This is a genomic window from Bacillus cereus group sp. BfR-BA-01356 (assembly GCF_022663635.1).
Taxonomy (GTDB): domain Bacteria; phylum Bacillota; class Bacilli; order Bacillales; family Bacillaceae_G; genus Bacillus_A; species Bacillus_A cereus.
Map to the genome: position 1 here is coordinate 26,428 of NZ_JAKUFX010000034.1, position 19,126 is coordinate 45,553.

Genomic DNA, 19,126 nt, shown 5'->3' on the forward strand with positions numbered 1-19,126 from the left:
AGAGAATATTTACTACATAAGATATTCAGGAGGGATGAGAATGGAAGAAAAAGAACAGTTGTCTAGAATAATTGATTTAGCTAGTGAGTTAAGGAAAGTATTAGTGCAAGAATCTTTTTTTAATCATCATCCTGAACTAAGAGGAGTCATTGAAAATTTAGCAAGTTCTGTTGAAAATTTGGCGGAATTACAAATAAGTAAAGATGAAAACGCTGAAGATCGATTACGTTACGTACTTGCGAAAATGAAAATTGCTCATAATGCAATTTTACAAGAGAAAAAAGCATTTCCTTCTCATTAATATAAGTTTTTATATTGAACCTGGCGGATAACGTCAGGTTTTTTATTTCTAGTTTTTCGTTTCTTTCATACACTAAGAATAGTATGAAAAAAGAAGGTGACTAAGGTGAAATTACATAAAGCTCTTCAGCCAAGTTTTATAAAACGAATGTACTATATGAGATTTTTAGGGAAATTTACAAAAGCTGAGAAAGAGAAGAGTGGAGAGAATTTTTTTGTACAATGCTTATCGCCAATACCATTCACTTTACAGGAACAATTTATAAATGAACCATATGTATTTGAAGGGTTATGTAGCAATAAAAAGAATGAAAAAATCTTTTCGGAATTAAAGAAGAGGAAATTAGAAAAGCAATTAGTAATGTTTCGTCTTTATTATGAAAGAGGAAATGTATACGTGGAGTTAATATGTACAGAAGAACCGAAAGAAATAGCAAGCAGCTATAAAATGATTCCGGCACCTAAAGTTACAAATCATAAAAAAAGAGAATCTTTAGAGCGAAAACTTAGCAACGGTTATTTATCATTTCTTATGCCAAAATTTCCGAAAGACTTTGAGCCTCCTGAATTATTGTGGCACGATGGAAGACTGTACGGAAACATATCCCTAAAGTCATCAATTAGCTCAATCGCCTATTTTGAACAGAAACGTGAATGTAAATATATAAACTGCAGTGACTGGACGAAGTATGTAGAAATAGCGGTAGAAGATCAATTATATTTTGTAAGTGATTATGTGTATGAGCAATTAAAAAAACGAATGCATGAAGAAGGTAAGTTAGTTGAAGTAGAGGATATAAAAATACAAAAAGATGAATGGGAATGGGATGAGCGTGAATCGTCCTTTTTACAGTATGTACAAAGTATGGTGCATAATAAAGGGTTATATTTGGATGAAACGGATATTTATAATTTCCATATAAGTGTAAAAACAAATATGTTAACGATTCTTGGTGGTATACCGGGCGTTGGAAAATCACGTTTTGTGCAAACTTATGCAGAAGCATTAGGGTTACAGTATGGGGAAGAGTTGGTTTGGATTCCAATTTCGCCATCGTATCAAGAACCACATGATTTACTTGGTTACCTTCATCCAAATGGTACTTTTATTGAATCTGAAGCGAAGTTAGTTAGGACGTTAATGAAGGCGAAAGAAAATCCAAATCAACTGTATATAATCGTTTTTGATGAAATGAACATGTCTCATATTGAGCATTGGTTTACTCCGTTTCTATCTGTTCTTGAACTTGAAACAAAAAATCGTATTTTAAACTTGTATGAGGGTGTACAGGACATAGAGAATTCAATTCCATCAACAATTGAAATTGGAGAAAATATTATATTTGTAGGTACTGTAAATTTTGATGAAACAACGAAAGAGCTCTCTGATCGATTATTAGACCGAACGAACCTAATAACGTTACAGAAAATTCCGTTTTGTGAGATGGGCATGGAACAGGGGAAAGTCGTATTACATCCACCTTTGAAAGTAACGGCGGGAGAATTTCGGATAAATTGGATGAGAAATAAAGCGATGATTGAAGTGTTTTCTGAAGAAGAATTAGAGCTATTAGATAAGTTGCATGTCGTATTGTCATCACATGACGCGTCTAAGGGAATTTCTTTCCGATGTGCAAATGCAATTGCGACTTATTTGCAAAACATACCGTTTCAAAATAACCATACCTATATGATTAGTAGAGAAGAGGGGTTTGATTTACAAATAAAGCAGCGTGTATTGACGAAAATCAGAGGGACCGAAATGATGGTTGGGCCTTTACTTTCTGAAGAAGCAAAAAGGGGGGCGACCTTAGTACCTCTTTTGCAATCTACACTTGCAAACAGAGTATCTACATTTGAACACTCTTTAGCATATATACGAGAAAAACGTAGAGAACTGGAGTTGTATGGATATGCAAAATGAAGGGCGTTATGAAACAAAAATCGTTGATACGAATGAAACGCTCCCTTTTGTATTAAAGTTAATCATTGGAAATGAAGGGAAAGGAGATTATATTTTATTAAATCGTCTTTGTACATCTACTACAGCATTAGTTCAATGTATTTATAAAGTACAAGAATTAAAACCAATAAGATTACAGTACAATTATGAAATCCCAATGAATATTACTTTTATATGGAATAAAGTATATGAGGGACAGAAAAATATAAAAGAGGCTCAATATGAAATAAATGAAAAAAAACAAAGAGTATTAATATATGAACATGGGAAAACAGAATTCTTTTATCCATGGCGCTGTGGTCTATACCATTTTGAAGTGCGTATAGAAGATACAACGTATTATGGCGCATTTCACATCGTACCGAAAAACTTTTTTGATGATCAATTTGAAATGATTCAAGACTATGTGAAGTCAATTTTAAATGAGTTGATTTTGGATAGAGGTTACTATAAAAAGACCTTCTCTGCACTTAGCGATATTGAGGATTCTTCTTATTTAGTGTTACTTAGAAAGTTACCGCAAAAAATGAAAATGATAAAGCAAATCTTTAAGAAAATAGAATCAAGCTCAACTTTTATAAATGAATATAAATGGGAAGGAAAAGAGCGAAAGCCAACAAGAAAAGGAACTATAGTGGCAGAACGAAAACCTTATGCCAAACATTATAATCGTAAGTTTATGGAACAAAAAAATAGTAAGGAAAATGCATTTCTTAAATATAAAGCGATGCAATTTTATCATTATTTAATTGAAGCTAAAAGTTTTTTACGTCAAACAATTGAAATCTTAGAAAGAGAAAAAAAGAAAAAATCAGAAGAGTTTCAAGCTGTAAAAACGATTATACAAACAATTGAGCGTAATGGATCAGTAACCGATAGAGAGAAGCAAAAATATAAAAATATACATTTACTAAAAGAAGCCGATTTACGAAAGAGCTCAATGAAAATACAAGAATATAAAATATTGGCGCATATTGTGCATGAAAATGTACAATACTTTCAAATGTTAATGCACTCTTCATTTTGGAGGGAAGTTACTGAAACAAGTAACATGAACTTACATGATTTACCGATACCACATCAACAATTACTACATCATTTAGAAGTACTCCCGCAATATACGGATCAATCTCCATCATTATTATTTGTTTATAAGCCAACGTTTTTAGTGTATGAATATTACGCTTTTTTTATCGTTATTTCACTTTTAGAGCAAATTGGTTTTGAGGCTAGAAACTCCATCCGTGAACAAATACAAGAACATTTTTATGTAGATGGATTACAAGATGGAACGACAGTAGTTTTAGAACGAGATGATATAAAGGTGCATGTCGCATTTAATGACTTAATTGAAACACATCCTCTTATTGCATTAAGTAAAGGTAGTAATTTTTACAATGGTGAGGATACGAAGAAGCCAGATATTCGCTTAGACTGTTATGTAAAAGAAGATGGGAAATACGTATATAAATCTTCTATTATTATTGAAGTGAAGTATAGTCCAATGTACAATATTTTTCAGCACGTCGGAAATACGAAAGCAACTGAGCAAATGTATAAGTACTGGTCTATAAAGTATGTAGAAGAACAGGATGGAAAGCGAGTCTATTATCGAAGGTCAATTTATGAAGTCATTTGTGTATATCCAGGAAGCCATATGCATAGTAAAAAAATTGAGTCTGGATGCGGTGTTTTCTTGCAGTTATATCCATATAAGACGAAACAAGGGGAAGAGAAATTAGCGGGAAAACATGGGATGGTACAAATTTTTGAAAAATGGCTAAAAAGCATTAAGAAGTAAAAGAAATCCTTTTTCATAAAGGATTTCTTTAGATTAAGAAGAATTATATGCTGTATGGAAAGAAACGTAGTGTAATTTAGATTTGAAAAGTGCTACAAATGTGTTATTAAAAGGAATGTGAGCGCGGGATAAAAGTCGATTAAATTGGAATCTAATTCATTTTGCAGAATATAATAAGTCATAAATATTTTTAGTTGCATACGAAGATTTGTTCTTATATGATAGATAGTGAAAGCGTTATCAAAAAACAGAGCGGCGATGGGAAAGGCGGTTAAATATGTTCCAGCGTGTTCAAACAAAGGAAGAACATTTTGGGTTCGAGCAACTATGGGGAGATTTTTGTGAAGAAAGAAACTTAATGTTCGTAGAACGTAATTTAAATCCATCACGATTTTTATTAATAGAAGATGAACATCCTATTGGTACAGTAGAATGTATTAAGTATACGGTACCTGAACAATCGAATTCTGAGTTTTTCTATCCGTTTTCTAAAAATGATTTAGTAAAAGATTTGAAGAATGTATATGAAATAGGCAAGTTAAGTATTTCGAAAACGTCTCGTGGAAGAGGACATTTCAAAAGGCTAACAGCTATTTTATTTATACATGCGTTAGAAACAAAAGCTGAATGGTACATTGCAGCAGTAACAAAAAGAATGTATATGTATTTACTTACACTTGGTTTTCCAATTGAACCAATAGATAATCCTTTTCAGTTTCATGATACTTTACAAGGTGTACCAGTAAGAATTCATGCTCGAAAAGGGGTTACGCATTTGTATTCTTTAAAAGAATTTCGTGATGTGATTCAAGGGAATGCTCATGCACAGGCATTAATTACAGAATACAGTAAAAATATTATGTTAACGAAATAAAGCGAAGTGAATATGTATAATAAAGAGAATAACATTTGTATAGGATATAACTCTTCATTAAAAAAGACCCTTATTATTTTAATAAGGGTCTAAAAATTATAATCCAAATATACTAAAAATCATTTTGCGGCGCTTCGGTTTCTTTTCTCGTTCATATGTTGGTTTTGAATCCGGAGTAATATAAATGGATTCTTCTTTCGTTAGGGCAGCTTCTAACTTTTGAATTCGCTCTAACATTTCCTCCATTTCACGACGGTGTTGTAAAAGTTGGTACGTGACGACATCATTTGCCTTATCTTGCATTTGTTCTTCCATTCGATCAAGTCTTCTCGTAATAGTGTTTAATTGATTAGCTAATTGCTCAAAATCATTCGATGATATGTTTTGAACAATTGTATTAACTTGAGTTTTTAATTCCTCAACTTCATTTGAGGAAGCCTTTTGAGTAGATTGAGAATTTTGAGATTGCTCTATTTGAAATCGATGGTGTTCTAACATTTGATCGACATCCTCTTGTGTGAATATAAAGTGGCCATATTTGTTTTTCTCTATCGTAAGATTTAATTGTTGCGCGATCCGGACAACAGCCTTTGGGCTAACACCTAATTTCTTTGCGATAAATGGTGTTTTATATTCCAAAATAATCCCTCCTATATATATCCTGTTGAATGATTTCGAGCTATGAAGTAAGTTCCCTTCTAGTGCGACAAAAGAAGTGTGGAATCGGCAAAGAAAGTGTTTTTTCACGAAATTGAGTTGAGGAGAATAGTTCTTTTAAATAAAAATGTCTTATCGTAACATTTAGAATAATTTGACGAGTGTAAATGAATTAGATTATCATAATGATAAATATCTTTTTTATGTATGCATATAATATATAAAAAGGTGGTTGCTAATGTAGAATTTTGTTAGAGTATTAGAATGCTTACTTCACTTGAATAAAATTAAGTAGGAGGTGGCTTCCTTGCTTACAAAGTAAGTAAGGAAAAGTATTTGGACATATATAGTATAAGTATAGTGATTGTTTTAATTGCTTTAACGGCATTTTTCGTTGCAGCAGAATTTGCAATTGTTAAAGTGAGAAGTTCACGAATTGACTATTTAATTGCAGAAGGAAATAATCGTGCAACATCGGTCAAAACAGTCATTACAAACTTAGACGAATATTTATCTGCTTGTCAGCTAGGAATTACTGTTACAGCTTTAGGAATTGGGTGGTTTGGTAAACCTGCGTTAAAGCAAATGTTTGATACGCTTTTTGCAAATTGGAATATCTCTACTCAACTAGCAGACATTTTTGCTGTAATTTTAGTATTTTTGTTAATTACTTTTTTACATGTTGTAATAGGGGAATTGGCCCCAAAAACATTTGCAATTCAAAAATCTGAACAAGTGAGTTTGCTTGTTTCTAAACCGTTAATTTTCTTTTATCGTATTGCATTCCCATTCATTTGGCTATTAAATGGTTCAGCTCGAATCATTACGAAGCTGCTAGGGCTGAAACCGCCGAAGGGGCATGATGAGGTTCATTCAGAAGAAGAATTACGGTTGTTAGTTTCAGAAAGTTATAGAAATGGTGAGATTAATCAATCTGAATATAAATATGTGAATAAAATTTTTGAATTTGATGATCGGATTGCAAAAGAAATAATGGTACCTCGAACTGAAATGAATATTATAAGTAAAGAGATGCCTGCTGAAGAAGCTTTGCAAAAAATGTCTCGTGAAAAATATACAAGGTATCCAGTTGTTGATGGCGACAAAGACCACGTAATAGGTTTTGTGAATTTTAAAGATATTTTTACTGAATTTGTACAACATAAAGCTGTTAATAAGAAGACAGTAGAGCAATATATGAGACCAATTATTTTAGTTATCGATTCTATTCCAATTCATGATTTGTTTTTGAAAATGCAAAAAGAAAGAACACATATTGCTATATTGATAGATGAATATGGTGGAACATCTGGACTTGTTACTGTTGAAGATATTCTGGAAGAAATTGTTGGAGATATTCAGGATGAGTTTGATACGGATGAGCAGCCAGAAATTCAACAAGTTAGTGAAACGAAGACGATACTAGAGGGAAAAGTACTTGTTAGTGAAGTGAATACGTTATTTGGTTTAGGGATTGATGATGATGGTGTTGATACAATCGGTGGTTGGATTTTAACGAAGAATATAGAGATTGCTGAAGAGGATTCCATTGAAATTGAAAATTATAAGTTTTGTGTGAAAGAATTAGATGGACATTATATAAAAAGATTAGAAGTTACAAAGATAGTAGAATCGATTGTTATTTTAGAAGATGAAAAACAAATTTCGTTACAAGAGCAAATTAGCTCGTAAACTCTGCTATATAGCAGAGTTTTTTTGAGCATAATGTTTTTTGAGGGATAAGGGCTATGATACAATGACATAAGTCAAACCTTTCACTAGGTGAAGTATTGTTGTATACATATATTTGGAAGGAGCAGAAGTATGAAAAAGCATTTATATATAAATGGAGATTGGAAATCTGTAAACACGTATAAACCATTATACGCACCATATTCTGAAGAAACATTAGCGGAAATTGCACAAGGCACGGAAGAAGATGTAAAAGAGGCTGTTACCGCTGCAAAAAATGCAATGACAAAAATGAATACATTATCTGCATATGATCGTGCGACTATTTTAGAGAAAGTTGCACAAAAAATGGATGAAAGAAGAGAAGAATTTGCAGAGATTATTGCAAAAGAAGCTGCAAAACCAATACGTGCTGCAAGGGGAGAAGTAGATCGTACTGTTCAAACATACAAATTTGCAGCTGAAGAAGCGAAGCGTATATATGGTGAGACATTGCCATTAGACGCCGCACCTGGTGCAGATGGGCGTATTGCATATACAATCCGAAAGCCGATTGGGGTTATAGGGGCTATTACACCATTTAATTTCCCATTAAATTTAGTAGCGCATAAAGTTGGACCAGCAATCGCTGCCGGAAATACAGTTGTATTAAAGCCAGCTGATCAAACGCCATTATCATCTTATGCATTAGTTGAGTTATTTGAAGAGGCAGGATTGCCAAATGGAGCTTTAAATATCATTTCTGGCCCTGGCTCCACGGTTGGTGAGGCAATCGTCAAAAATGATTACGTTGCTTCTATTACTTTTACCGGAAGTCCAAAAGTTGGAATCGGAATAAAACAAAAGGCTGGGCTAAAACGAGTTACGTTAGAACTAGGCTCAAATGCTGCTGTTATCATTGATGAAGATGTAGAGTTAACAGATGAAATAATTGAACGTGTAAAATGGGGAGCATTTGTTAATAATGGGCAAGTTTGTATTTCAGTACAACGTGTTTTTGTACATGAAACGAAAATGCATGAATTTCTTTCGAAGCTAAAGAAAGCGATGGAATCAGTTGTTGTTGGTGATCCACTGCTTGAGGAAACGGATGTATCAGCTTTAATTTCAAAAAGAGATGTAGAGCGAATTGATATGTGGGTTCAAGAAGCAATTAAGGAAGGAGCAACTGTTTTATGCGGTGGTAAGAAGCGGGATGCAAGAATTTTTGAACCGACTGTATTAACAAATGTTCCAGATCATGTATCTGTGCAGTGCCAAGAAGTATTCGGTCCACTCATGACAGTAAATACATTTAAAAAATTTGATGAAGCGATTGAGCAAGTAAATAATTCGCGTTACGGCTTACAGGCAGGAGTATTTACAAATAATTTATTTAAAGCAATGCGTGCAATTGATGAGCTAGAGGTTGGTGGTGTCATGATTAATGATATTCCAACGTTCAGAGTAGATCATATGCCTTATGGTGGTGTGAAAGAAAGTGGCACGGGACGCGAAGGAATTAAATATGCAATAGAAGAAATGACAGAAATGAAATTAGTATGTATTAAAAAATAAAGTGGAAAAACTTAAAACTTGCACTAAAAAACGAGTAGGAAATGTTTACGATTCCATACTCGTTTTTTACGCTTCTAGTAACTATTTAATTAAGTGTAACTTTTACTTCATTTCTTGTTTGAAAATAGTATCTTCTACATAAATTTGTTCTTTATCTATAGCAGTAGCATGAGTTAATACTAAACCGATTGGTGTTTTTGTATCTTTATTTTGAACAATTGTAAAAGGAACATTTTTTTCGTTTGCTAATTTAATGTATTTTGATAAATGTGGGTAAGCAATGCCACCATTTAGGAGGAGTTGTAATGATTGAGAAGAGCGCATGCTACCCGCCACTTCAGAGTATACATTACTTTGCATTACTTGACCGATTGTTAAAGCGATTTCCACACGCTCACGTAATGTAGTTAAATACATATTACGTTCTTCTGGTTTGTTTTGCTTTTGGCCGTAAATGCCTTCTTGGAGATAATCTTCCACATTTTTATTTACCATATTTTTCACACCTTTCATTTTCTATTGTACGCAAGAATTAAAAATGATGCAAAAAAAAGTCGTTTTGACTACGGAAATAATGAAAATATGTGAAGGAAAAAGGGGATTTGTATACAATTAGTTAAATAAGAAAGAAAAAATAATTTTATCAACAGAAATTAACAAAATGTGACAAAAATCTATTAACGAATTGTATTTTTTGTGTTAATATTCAAAATATAAAGGGTATTCGTCGTATGGAAATGGAGGGAATGGAGGTTTTTCCAATCGATAAGGATATTAAAGAAATATTTTGTTCACACTTGAAAAACAATAGGCACCAATTCGTAGAGAACTGGAAAAACAAAATGATAATTTCCGAAAAAGATCCATTTAAACTAGAAGTAGTTCAAAATGGAGAGGATTTACTAGAGTTAATTATCGAACTTACTATGGAAGATAAAGATATAAATTATCTTCAACCGTTATGTGAGAAAATTGCTATTGAACGTGCTGGAGCAGATGCGAATATTGGAGATTTTGTTTATAACGCAAACGTGGGAAGAAATGAACTTTTCGAAGCGATGTGTGAATTAGATGTTAGCGCTCGTGAATTGAAACCAATTATGGCAAAAATACATACTTGTTTTGACAAATTAATTTATTATACCGTTTTAAAATACTCGGAAATTATATCGAAGAATTTAGAGGAAAAACAGCAATATATTAACGAAACACATAAAGAAAGGCTGACGATTTTAGGGCAAATGTCAGCTAGTTTTGTACATGAATTTCGTAATCCGCTTACTTCTATTATGGGGTTTGTTAAATTATTAAAGGCGGATCATCCGAGTTTATCGTATTTAGATATTATTTCGCATGAATTAGATCAATTAAATTTTCGTATTTCGCAATTTTTACTCGTATCGAAAAAAGAAATGTGGAATGAATCGGAACGGTTTTGGCTTAATGACTTGTTTCAAGACATTATACAATTCTTATATCCGAGTTTGGTCAATGCGAATGTTTTGATTGAAAAGAATTTACCGTATCCAATTCCGCTTGTTGGTTATCGGAGTGAAGTGAGACAAGTATTTTTAAACATATTAATGAATTCAATTGATGCTCTTGAATCAATGAAAGAAGAACGAAAAATTATCATTGATGTATTTGAAGAAGATCAAGCTATTCGAATTGTGATAAAAAATAATGGACCAATGATTCCAGCTGAAAATGTAGAAACGATTTTTGAACCATTTGTAACTACTAAAAAGTTAGGAACTGGTATTGGATTATTTGTATGTAAACAAATTGTGGAAAAACATAATGGATCCATTATGTGTCGATCAGATAACGATTGGACAGAATTTCAAATTGCATTTCAAAAATAAACAGTCTACACCAAATGAATGGTGTAGACTGTTTTAATTTGTGAGTATAACGGCTTCTAATTTAGGATCTTTAGTTGAATAACCTACTATTGAAATTGTATAAATAACATTTGGTTCAACATTGAATTTTGGTATAGTCAATAAAACGTTTTTATTATCTGCGAGTGAAATTTCAATATCTGCTGTACCAGGGCTAACTTGCAAAAAATCTGTTATTTGTTTAAAGAGTACATTTTCAAATAAATGATCCCCATCTTTTAAATCTACGTTTACAACAGGGGTATCTGGAGAGAAATGTGCAAACCGTATTTTGGCTTGACCAGCTGGTAAATGTGTATTATCAAGTATAGGCTGTAATTGTAGGTGATTATCACTATTTATTGCAGCAAGAGTATAAGTATGATTTCCCATTATTGGTACCAACGCTGAAAAGATTGGAGTTTCATTTCCGACAGGAACAATATCTATACGGTATTTACCTTGCACTAATGATAAATAAGGGCTGAATTGCTTAAATGAAATATTTTTAATAACCTTTTGTCCGTTTACTAAAATGTCAACCGCTGGTATATTTGGATCGGCATGAAAAATTCTTATATGTGACGGTAAAGCAGCTTCTTGTGAGTCTCTTGTTTCATACGCCTGTACAAGTTTTGATAGTGCATCGTAATATTTCATATATAATTCTATATATTTTTTAGGATTACGAAACTGATAGTAACGTGCGAGTTGTTCGTATTGTGTAACTTCTTGTCCATATTTTTCGATTTCAGATTGAGACATGAACATTCCTCCTTTGTCATCATTAAAACTATATGCGAAGCAAGAAAGCGGTTATGCAAAAAAAATGATTTTATAAAGGGAAAATTAAAAATTGACAACAAATATGTTTTCATAAAGAGGTGCTGGTGCTTACGAGAATTTCGCAGAGTAAAGCAGTACATATGACTGTACGAAAGTAAAATAAATGCCAAATTGAAAGTGCATTTCAATTAACATATTGAATACATGTCCAAAAATCGCTAGAAAACTAGGGATTTTTTTAATTATAGGCAAATACACATACAAAGTGATAATTGTCCTACATAAATTATAAAGGAAAGATACTTTGAATCTGAGGAAAGGAGTGCCACTTCGGGATAGGGATATCCCGATAGTAATTGTGAATGAAGTTATGAAAAGGTTTTGTGTTATAGGCTGTAGGATGAATTTGTAAACTTCATTTTTCTATTTATTTTAGCAATTGACAGTATTAACCCATAAGAGAGCGTCATGACGAACTGATTAGTGTGGTTAATCGGTTCTTTTTTTATAGTTTAAAACTGAAAAGTTTACATAATGAATAGGAATCTGAATTGATTAGTAAGGTGGGTGTCGAAATTTGTTTTAAAATATGCAATTTAAAGTAGGATAATAGGAAGGAGTTTAACGGGAGTTCCGTCGAAGTGTACAGAATGTCGGCATTTAAGGACAGCTGGCATTATGCTATAAAAACATTTGGTGATGTAGTCATTTCATATAAAAAGGAGAGTTATTTGGGCGTATAGAAAAGGGTTGGTCTTCGGGTTTTTAGTTCTGAATTTTCTGTTTTATAAAAATTTTTAAGCACTCATTTGTATATTTTATAATAGTTTTTTGATAAATTCACTGCTTTTGCAGAGGATTCTTTTTTATGAAAGAAACGTCAATTTTCTTCATATATATATACAAATTGGAGAAATGGGGGAGCGCTATGCGCGATTACTTAATTAAACCACTTGTTGGTCAGCCGTATCCAATGATTTCACATGGAAAAGGTGTTTATTTGTATGATCAAAATGGCAATAAATATTTTGATGGTTCGTCAGGAGCAATTACGGCAGGTATTGGGCATGGCGTAAAGGAGATTGCAGACGTTATTAAAAAGCAAGCTGAGGAGATTGCTTTCGTTTATAGATCACAGTTTACGAGTGAACCAGCTGAAAAATTAGCGAAGAAGTTAAGTGATTTAAGTGTAGGAGATTTGAACTGGAGTTTTTTTGTAAATAGTGGCACGGAAGCGAATGAAACAGCTATGAAAATTGCAATTCAGCATTTTCAAGAGCGAGGTATTCAAGGGAAACATAAAATTTTATCAAGATGGATGAGTTATCACGGTATTACGATGGGTGCTTTATCGATGTCTGGGCATCCACTACGTAGACAACGTTTCGTATCTATTTTGGAAGATTATCCGACTATACCAGCTCCATATTGTTTCAGATGTCCTGTTCAAAAAGTATATCCAACTTGTCAGCTGGCATGTGCGACTGAACTAGAAAGATCAATTGAAAGAATTGGTGCAGAGCATATTGCTGCTTTTATTGCTGAGCCGATTATCGGAGCAGCTGGAGGCGCGGTTGTTCCGCCGAAAGACTATTATAAAGTCATTAAAGAGATTTGCGACCATTACGATATTTTATTTATTGCGGATGAAGTAATGACTGGGCTTGGTCGTACTGGAGCATGGTTTGCGATGGAGCATTGGGGCGTAGAGCCGGATATTATGACACTTGGTAAAGGGTTAGGAGCGGGATATACACCGATGGCAGCGACAGTTGTAAGTGATCGTGTTATGGAACCAATATTACGTGGATCACGTTCAGTAATGAGCGGTCATACGTTAAGTGCAAATCCATTGTCTGCAGCAACGGCTTTAGCTGTTATTGAATATATGGAGAAACATAATCTTCCTGAAAAAACAGCAGAAAAGGGAGAGTATTTAATAAAAGGCTTACAGAAAGTTCAGCAACAATCGACAATCATTGCTGATGTGCGCGGAAAAGGGTTGCTAATCGGAGTAGAATTGCAAGCGTTTACAAAAGCGTCAGAGCTTATTTCAGTTGCAGCTAAAAATGGTCTGCTTTTATACCAAGCAGTTTCAGGGCAAGCAGGAAAAGAAGATAGTGCACTGCTTGTAGCACCGCCAATGACAACTACATATTCCGAGTTAGATGAATTACTTTCAATTTTCTCTAAAAGTGTAGAAGAGATGATGCAAAAAGGAGGGCATAGTATCGCATGACAACTATTACAAATACATTCGGTAAATTAAAAGAAATTGAGGAAGTAATTTCTTTGTTCCATGATGATATGACATTGATGTTTGGGGGATTTGGAGGGATTGGATCCCCTCCTTCTTTAATACAGGCAATTTTAGAAAAAGGCGTTACAAATTTAAATTTAATTGGAAATGACACTGGATTTCCTGATGTAGGTATCGGTCGTCTTGTTACAAATGAAAGAGTTAAATCAATAATTACTTCTCACATTGGCTCCAATCCAAATGCAGGAAGGCAACTAAACGAGGGAAGATTACAAATTGAGTTTTCTCCGCAGGGAACATTAGCAGAGCGTATTCGCGCTGGTGGCGTTGGTCTTGGTGGTGTTTTAGTTGATGTTGGTGTTGATACGATTGTGGAAGAGGGAAAACGAACAGTTGAAATGAATGGTAAGACCTACTTAGTTGAAACAGCATTAACTGCTGAAGTTTCAATTGTATATGCGAAAAAGGCAGATCCGTTTGGTAACCTTGTATTTGACAAAAGTGCACGAAATATGAATCCCCATGTAGCTATGGCTGGGGATATAACAATTGTAGAAGCAGAAGAAATAGTCCCGCTTGGAAGTTTAGATCCAGAGGAAATTGTCGTTCCAGGTGTTTTCGTAAATTATATTGTACCGTCGGAAGGAGTGAACTGGAAATGGGTATGGGCGTAGAAGTGAGGGATAAGATTGCTAGGCGTGCGGCGAAAGAAATACAAAATGGTATGATTGTAAATTTAGGTATTGGCATACCATCGCTTGTACCAAATCATTTGCCTGAAGATATAAATGTTATGTTTCATGCGGAAAATGGAATCGTCGGCATGGGACCAACGCCAAGTAAAGGGAATGAAGATGAAAATTTGTGTAATGCAGCAGGTTTACCAACTTCTCTTATAACAGGAGCGAGTTATTTCGATAGCTGCACAGCGTTTGGGATGATTCGAAAAGGTTTGCTAGACATAACGATTCTTGGTTCATTACAAGTAAGTGAAAATGGTGATTTAGCAAACTGGATTGTACCTGGAAAACGTGTTCCAGGTATTGGTGGAGCAATGGATTTAGCACAAAAAGCGAAGCGGGTCGTTGTTGTGATGAATCATGTTGATAAGTACGGAAATGCAAAAATTGTTTCAGAGTGTACATTGCCATTAACTTCAAAGAAATGTGTAGATTTAATTATTACTGATATGGCAGTCATGGAGGTAACTCCGAGTGGACTTATATTACAAGAATTAATGAGCCCATACACAGTAGAAGATGTAAAACGACATACAGAAGCTGATTTTCAAATTAGTTCTAACTTACTAGTAATTGAATGAAGGGAGATGTAATATATGGAGCAATTAAAAAAGCAAGTTTGTGATTATATTGAGAGCCATGAAGAGGAAAGTGTGAAATTTTTAAAACGATTAATTCAAGAAAAGAGCGTATCTGGTGATGAAAGCGGTGCGCAGGCAATTGTGATTGAAAAATTACGTGAATTAGGTTTAGAGCTCGATATATGGGAGCCTTCTTTTTCTAAAATGAAAGATCATCCTTATTTTGTATCACCCCGTACAAGTTTTTCAGATAGCCCAAATATTGTAGCAACTTTAAAAGGAAGTGGCGACGGGAAATCTATGATATTGAATGGGCATATTGATGTAGTTCCAGAAGGGGATGTGAATCAGTGGGAACATCATCCTTATAGCGGTGAGAAAATCGGAAATCGTATATATGGCCGTGGAACGACGGATATGAAGGGCGGAAATGTCGCACTTATGCTTGCGATGGAAGCGATTATTGAATCTAACATTGAATTAAAAGGAGACATCTATTTTCAAAGTGTAATAGAAGAGGAAAGTGGCGGAGCAGGGACATTAGCAACTATATTACGAGGATATAAGGCAGATGGTGTCATTATTCCGGAGCCTACTAATATGAAGTTTTTCCCGAAACAACAAGGTTCCATGTGGTTTCGTCTACGTGTAAAAGGGAAAGCTGCACACGGTGGAACGCGCTATGAAGGGGTTAGTGCAATAGAAAAAAGTATGTTTGTTATAGAACATGTAAGAAAGCTAGAGGAGAAAAGAAATAGTCGAATTACAGATCCGTTATTTAAAGAAATTCCGATTCCAATTCCAATTAACATTGGGAAAATTGAAGGAGGGAGTTGGCCAAGTTCTGTTCCCGATGAATTAATTTTAGAAGGAAGATGCGGTGTTGCGCCGAATGAGACTATAGAGGCGGCAAAAGAAGAGTTTGAGAATTGGATTGCTGAATTAAATGATGTGGACAATTGGTTTGTTGAAAATCCAGTAGAAGTAGAATGGTTTGGAGCGAGATGGGTTCCTGGTGAACTAGAAGAGAACCATGAACTCATTACGACACTTCATCACAACTTTGTTGAAATCGAAGGGAACGAACCAATTATTGAAGCATCTCCGTGGGGGACTGATGGAGGTTTATTTACACAAATTGCAAACGTACCAACAATAGTATTTGGTCCAGGAGAGACGAAAGTAGCACACTATCCAAACGAATATATAGAAGTTGATAAAATGATAGCTGCCGCAAAAATTATTGCATGTACATTACTAGATTGGTGTGAGGTGAAAAAATGAAATACTATGAATCTTTTAGAGAACAGACGAATTGTTATACAGTAGAAGGTGTTTTAGATTATTTTAATAAGCGTATTCGGGTAGATCACTATACAGGAAATGTTGAAGGTATTATACAGACCATTGACGAACTAGCAGAGAAACATTCTTTCACTAAATGTATTATTAAAGGAAAGGGAGAGCATGTTTCAACATGGCTCTCTTTCGGTTTTTTGTTGGAAGCAACGATACCTCATTATTTTCAAGGGCACGATGCATACTTTTTTGTGAAATATAATAATGATGAAAGACGAAATAGTATGCATTGGACTGAGGAAGATACTATATTAAGCGGTGTAAAAGGAAAAGAAATAAAAGAAAAAGTAGTTCCAGAGAAATTTTTGCTGAGAAAAGCGACTGAAGAAGATGCAGAAGAATTAGCAACTGTATTCGGAAAAGTATTTGAAGTGTATCCGACACCTTTAAATGAAGCGAGTTATGTATTACAGACGATGAAAGAAGACGATACAATTTACTACGTGTATGAATTTGAGGGGAAAATTATTAGTACAGCATCTGCAGAAATGAACATAAAGGAAGGGAATGCAGAATTAACGAATTGTGCTACTTTACCTGAATACCGTAAACATGGATTTATGAAAAGTTTACTAATTAAATTAGAGGAAGAACTTCAAGAAAGATCTATTTTCTGCTCCTATACAATTGCTCGATCGCTTTCTTTCGGAATGAATGCTGCCTTTCATCAATTAGGCTATACGTATACAGGAAGACTGGCGAATAATTGCTACATTTTCGATAAGTTGGAAGATATGAATATATGGGTGAAAGATCTATCTAGCTATTCGAAAGCAGTAAAACTTCCGCCTCAAAATTTGGCTGTAAAGCAAAACAGTTAGGTGGAGCTGGTTGTTTGAAAAAGCCGCACTAATTAGAGTTTCGAGTTATCTAATGAAAATATAAAATTGATTAAAATTATAGAACGGAATCGTCATGCTTACAATCGCACATAGGTGTGCCGAAAAATCGGCATGTAATTGCTGGATTTTCGGCAAGAGGGGGGATGACATTGCTAGCAGTTTCGACACAAGAAGTCATTGAAGCGATTTTGGGCAGTATTGATGAGGCTATACACGCTGTAGATGAAAATGGAATTACAATATTTTATAATTCTGTAGCTGCAAAACACGATGGATCGAAGATTGAAAAAGTGTTAGGGAAACATCTGTTAGAAGCGTTCCCGTCTTTATCAAGGGAAACGAGTACATTGATGAAAGTACTAGATACAAAAAAACCTATCGTACATCAGGTACAACATTATCAAAATTTAAATGGTGAAGATGTTTGTACAGTAAATACGACGTTACCTATTTTTATAGATGGGAATATTGCTGGGGCTGTTGAAATTGCAAAGGATTACTCTACAATTCAAAAGCTTACTGACACAATTGTTGACTTACAGTCGAAAATAAAGCGATCATCTAGAAAAAAAGTGATTAAAAAGCACGCTGCATTTGAGACGATAGTGACAAATGATACGCGGTTTAAACAGACGAAAGAGTTAGCACAAAAAGTAGCACCAACAGACGCGAATGTTTTAATATATGGTGAAACAGGAACAGGAAAAGAACTGTTCGTACAAGCAATTCATGAAGCTTCTAAAAGAAAAAACAAGCCATTTATTGCACAAAACTGTGCAGCTTTACCAGAGTCGCTATTAGAAAGTTTATTGTTTGGAACGACAAAAGGAAGCTATACGGGAGCGATTGAAAGAGCTGGGCTATTTGAACTTGTTGATGGTGGTACATTATTTTTAGATGAACTGAATTCAATGCCTCTTGATTTGCAGGCAAAAATGTTACGAGTGTTAGAAGATGGAGTCATTAGAAGAATTGGTGATAATAAGACGAGAAAAGTAGATGTTCGTGTTATTACCGCGATGAACCAGCCTCCAGAAATATGTTTACGAGAGAATAAAATTCGCACTGATTTATATTATCGCTTAAACGTATTTTCATTATATATCCCACCGCTTCGTGAAAGAACTGAGGATGTACTATTATTAGCATCTTATTTTTTGAAAGAATATAATAAAAGTTATAAAAAAGGTGTACTTCAAATGGATGAGGAAGCGAAAGATAGACTGCAAGCTTATCAGTGGCCTGGAAATGTACGGGAGTTAAAACATACGATTGAACATGCTGTTATTATTGCAGAAGGGAATACATTAACAGCCAATTGTTTACCACGTACATTTCGGAAAGAGAAGTTTTCGAAGAAGAAGGGTATAATGCCACTTAGAGAAGCACTTCATCAAACAGAAAAAGAATTAATAGATCAAGCGTTGATTGAAACGGAAGGGAATATATTACAAGCCGCAAAAATGTTGGGTATCCCTCGTCAAACGCTTCAATATAAACTGAGCAAGTACGACAAAACCGCCGAATAATCGGCGGTTTTTGTGTGTTTGCACCAATAAAAGAGCGTTTACATATATAAAAAGTAATGAATATGATGTTAAGTATTGATTTCATACAACGCTTAAAAATATTTTTTCGCTTATGTAATAGGGTTCTCCGCACATTTACTTATCAACAATGTAAAGTTGGCATAACTATTGCTTATATAAAGGATGAGCGTATAAAAAGACCTGCGGTAGTATGTCAACTGAAAAATAATATCTTTTGAAGTTATCAAAGGACAAATTGCTTAAAAAAGACATCACGAAACTAGACCAGTATTTTATGTAAA

The 19,126-nt window shown here is 34.2% G+C and carries 16 protein-coding genes; 13 read left to right on the forward strand and 3 right to left on the reverse strand.

The window, feature by feature from the left end; all coding sequences use genetic code 11:
* Positions 1-40: 40 nt before the first annotated feature.
* The 4 genes from MR168_RS14115 (at position 41) to MR168_RS14130 (ending at position 4,938) form a co-directional block, all read left to right on the forward strand.
* Complete coding sequence (locus MR168_RS14115; protein ID WP_000391445.1) at positions 41-301, forward strand: hypothetical protein; 261 nt, start codon at positions 41-43, stop codon at positions 299-301.
* Between the two features lie 105 nt (positions 302-406).
* Positions 407-2,224, forward strand: a complete 1,818-nt coding sequence (locus tag MR168_RS14120; RefSeq protein ID WP_000766194.1) for an AAA family ATPase — start codon at positions 407-409, stop codon at positions 2,222-2,224.
* Positions 2,214-4,064: a hypothetical protein gene (locus MR168_RS14125; protein ID WP_086412219.1), complete on the forward strand. Its 1,851-nt coding sequence runs from the start codon at positions 2,214-2,216 to the stop codon at positions 4,062-4,064. Before MR168_RS14120 ends, MR168_RS14125 begins: the two co-directional genes overlap by 11 nt.
* A gap of 277 nt (positions 4,065-4,341) precedes the next feature.
* A complete protein-coding gene (locus tag MR168_RS14130; RefSeq protein ID WP_000487796.1) occupies positions 4,342-4,938 on the forward strand; it encodes a hypothetical protein in 597 nt (198 codons plus the stop codon).
* 96 nt (positions 4,939-5,034) lie between these two features.
* Here MR168_RS14130 and racA read toward each other — a convergent pair whose 3' ends face one another.
* Entirely contained in the window at positions 5,035-5,577 is a 543-nt protein-coding gene (gene racA, locus MR168_RS14135) for a chromosome-anchoring protein RacA (RefSeq protein WP_086412220.1), read from the reverse strand.
* 354 nt (positions 5,578-5,931) lie between these two features.
* Here racA and MR168_RS14140 point away from each other — a divergent pair, with 354 nt between their 5' ends.
* Both MR168_RS14140 and MR168_RS14145 read left to right on the forward strand, forming a co-directional pair.
* Positions 5,932-7,287, forward strand: coding sequence for a hemolysin family protein (locus MR168_RS14140; RefSeq protein WP_000356250.1), 1,356 nt, complete (start codon positions 5,932-5,934; stop codon positions 7,285-7,287).
* 132 nt (positions 7,288-7,419) lie between these two features.
* A complete protein-coding gene (locus MR168_RS14145) occupies positions 7,420-8,844 on the forward strand; it encodes an aldehyde dehydrogenase family protein (protein WP_086412221.1) in 1,425 nt (474 codons plus the stop codon).
* Positions 8,845-8,946: 102 nt separating this feature from the next.
* Here the strand turns inward: MR168_RS14145 and MR168_RS14150 are convergent, their stop codons facing one another.
* Positions 8,947-9,339 carry a YueI family protein gene (locus tag MR168_RS14150; protein WP_000247558.1) on the reverse strand — a complete coding sequence of 131 codons (393 nt, stop codon included), beginning with the start codon at positions 9,337-9,339 and terminating at the stop codon, positions 8,947-8,949.
* A 236-nt stretch (positions 9,340-9,575) separates the two neighbouring features.
* On the opposite strand from MR168_RS14150, the gene MR168_RS14155 reads away from it, so the two are divergent.
* Positions 9,576-10,709 (forward strand): BA2291 family sporulation histidine kinase, encoded by a 1,134-nt coding sequence (locus MR168_RS14155; RefSeq protein WP_000425086.1) that lies wholly within the window; start codon positions 9,576-9,578, stop codon positions 10,707-10,709.
* Positions 10,710-10,742: 33 nt separating this feature from the next.
* On the opposite strand, the gene MR168_RS14160 is transcribed toward MR168_RS14155, so the two are convergent.
* Positions 10,743-11,492, reverse strand: coding sequence for a DUF4397 domain-containing protein (locus MR168_RS14160; RefSeq protein WP_000083284.1), 750 nt, complete (start codon positions 11,490-11,492; stop codon positions 10,743-10,745).
* 949 nt (positions 11,493-12,441) lie between these two features.
* On the opposite strand from MR168_RS14160, the gene MR168_RS14165 reads away from it, so the two are divergent.
* The 6 genes from MR168_RS14165 to rocR all read left to right on the forward strand — a co-directional run bounded on the left by MR168_RS14165 (position 12,442) and on the right by rocR (position 18,824).
* On the forward strand, positions 12,442-13,752 hold the full coding sequence (locus MR168_RS14165) for an aspartate aminotransferase family protein (RefSeq protein ID WP_086412222.1): 1,311 nt from the start codon (positions 12,442-12,444) through the stop codon (positions 13,750-13,752).
* Positions 13,749-14,447: an acetate CoA-transferase subunit alpha gene (gene atoD / locus MR168_RS14170; RefSeq protein WP_000208102.1), complete on the forward strand. Its 699-nt coding sequence runs from the start codon at positions 13,749-13,751 to the stop codon at positions 14,445-14,447. The genes MR168_RS14165 and atoD overlap by 4 nt, the downstream gene beginning before the upstream one ends.
* Complete coding sequence (locus tag MR168_RS14175; protein ID WP_000525293.1) at positions 14,432-15,094, forward strand: CoA transferase subunit B; 663 nt, start codon at positions 14,432-14,434, stop codon at positions 15,092-15,094. The genes atoD and MR168_RS14175 overlap by 16 nt, the downstream gene beginning before the upstream one ends.
* Before the next feature lie 15 nt (positions 15,095-15,109).
* The gene (locus tag MR168_RS14180; RefSeq protein WP_000436698.1) at positions 15,110-16,378 is read left to right on the forward strand and encodes a peptidase; all 1,269 of its coding nucleotides are present in this window, start codon (positions 15,110-15,112) and stop codon (positions 16,376-16,378) included.
* Entirely contained in the window at positions 16,375-17,274 is a 900-nt protein-coding gene (gene ablB, locus MR168_RS14185) for a putative beta-lysine N-acetyltransferase (protein WP_086412223.1), read from the forward strand. Before MR168_RS14180 ends, ablB begins: the two co-directional genes overlap by 4 nt.
* Before the next feature lie 164 nt (positions 17,275-17,438).
* The gene (rocR, locus tag MR168_RS14190) at positions 17,439-18,824 is read left to right on the forward strand and encodes an arginine utilization transcriptional regulator RocR (protein WP_086412224.1); all 1,386 of its coding nucleotides are present in this window, start codon (positions 17,439-17,441) and stop codon (positions 18,822-18,824) included.
* Positions 18,825-19,126 lie beyond the last annotated feature (302 nt).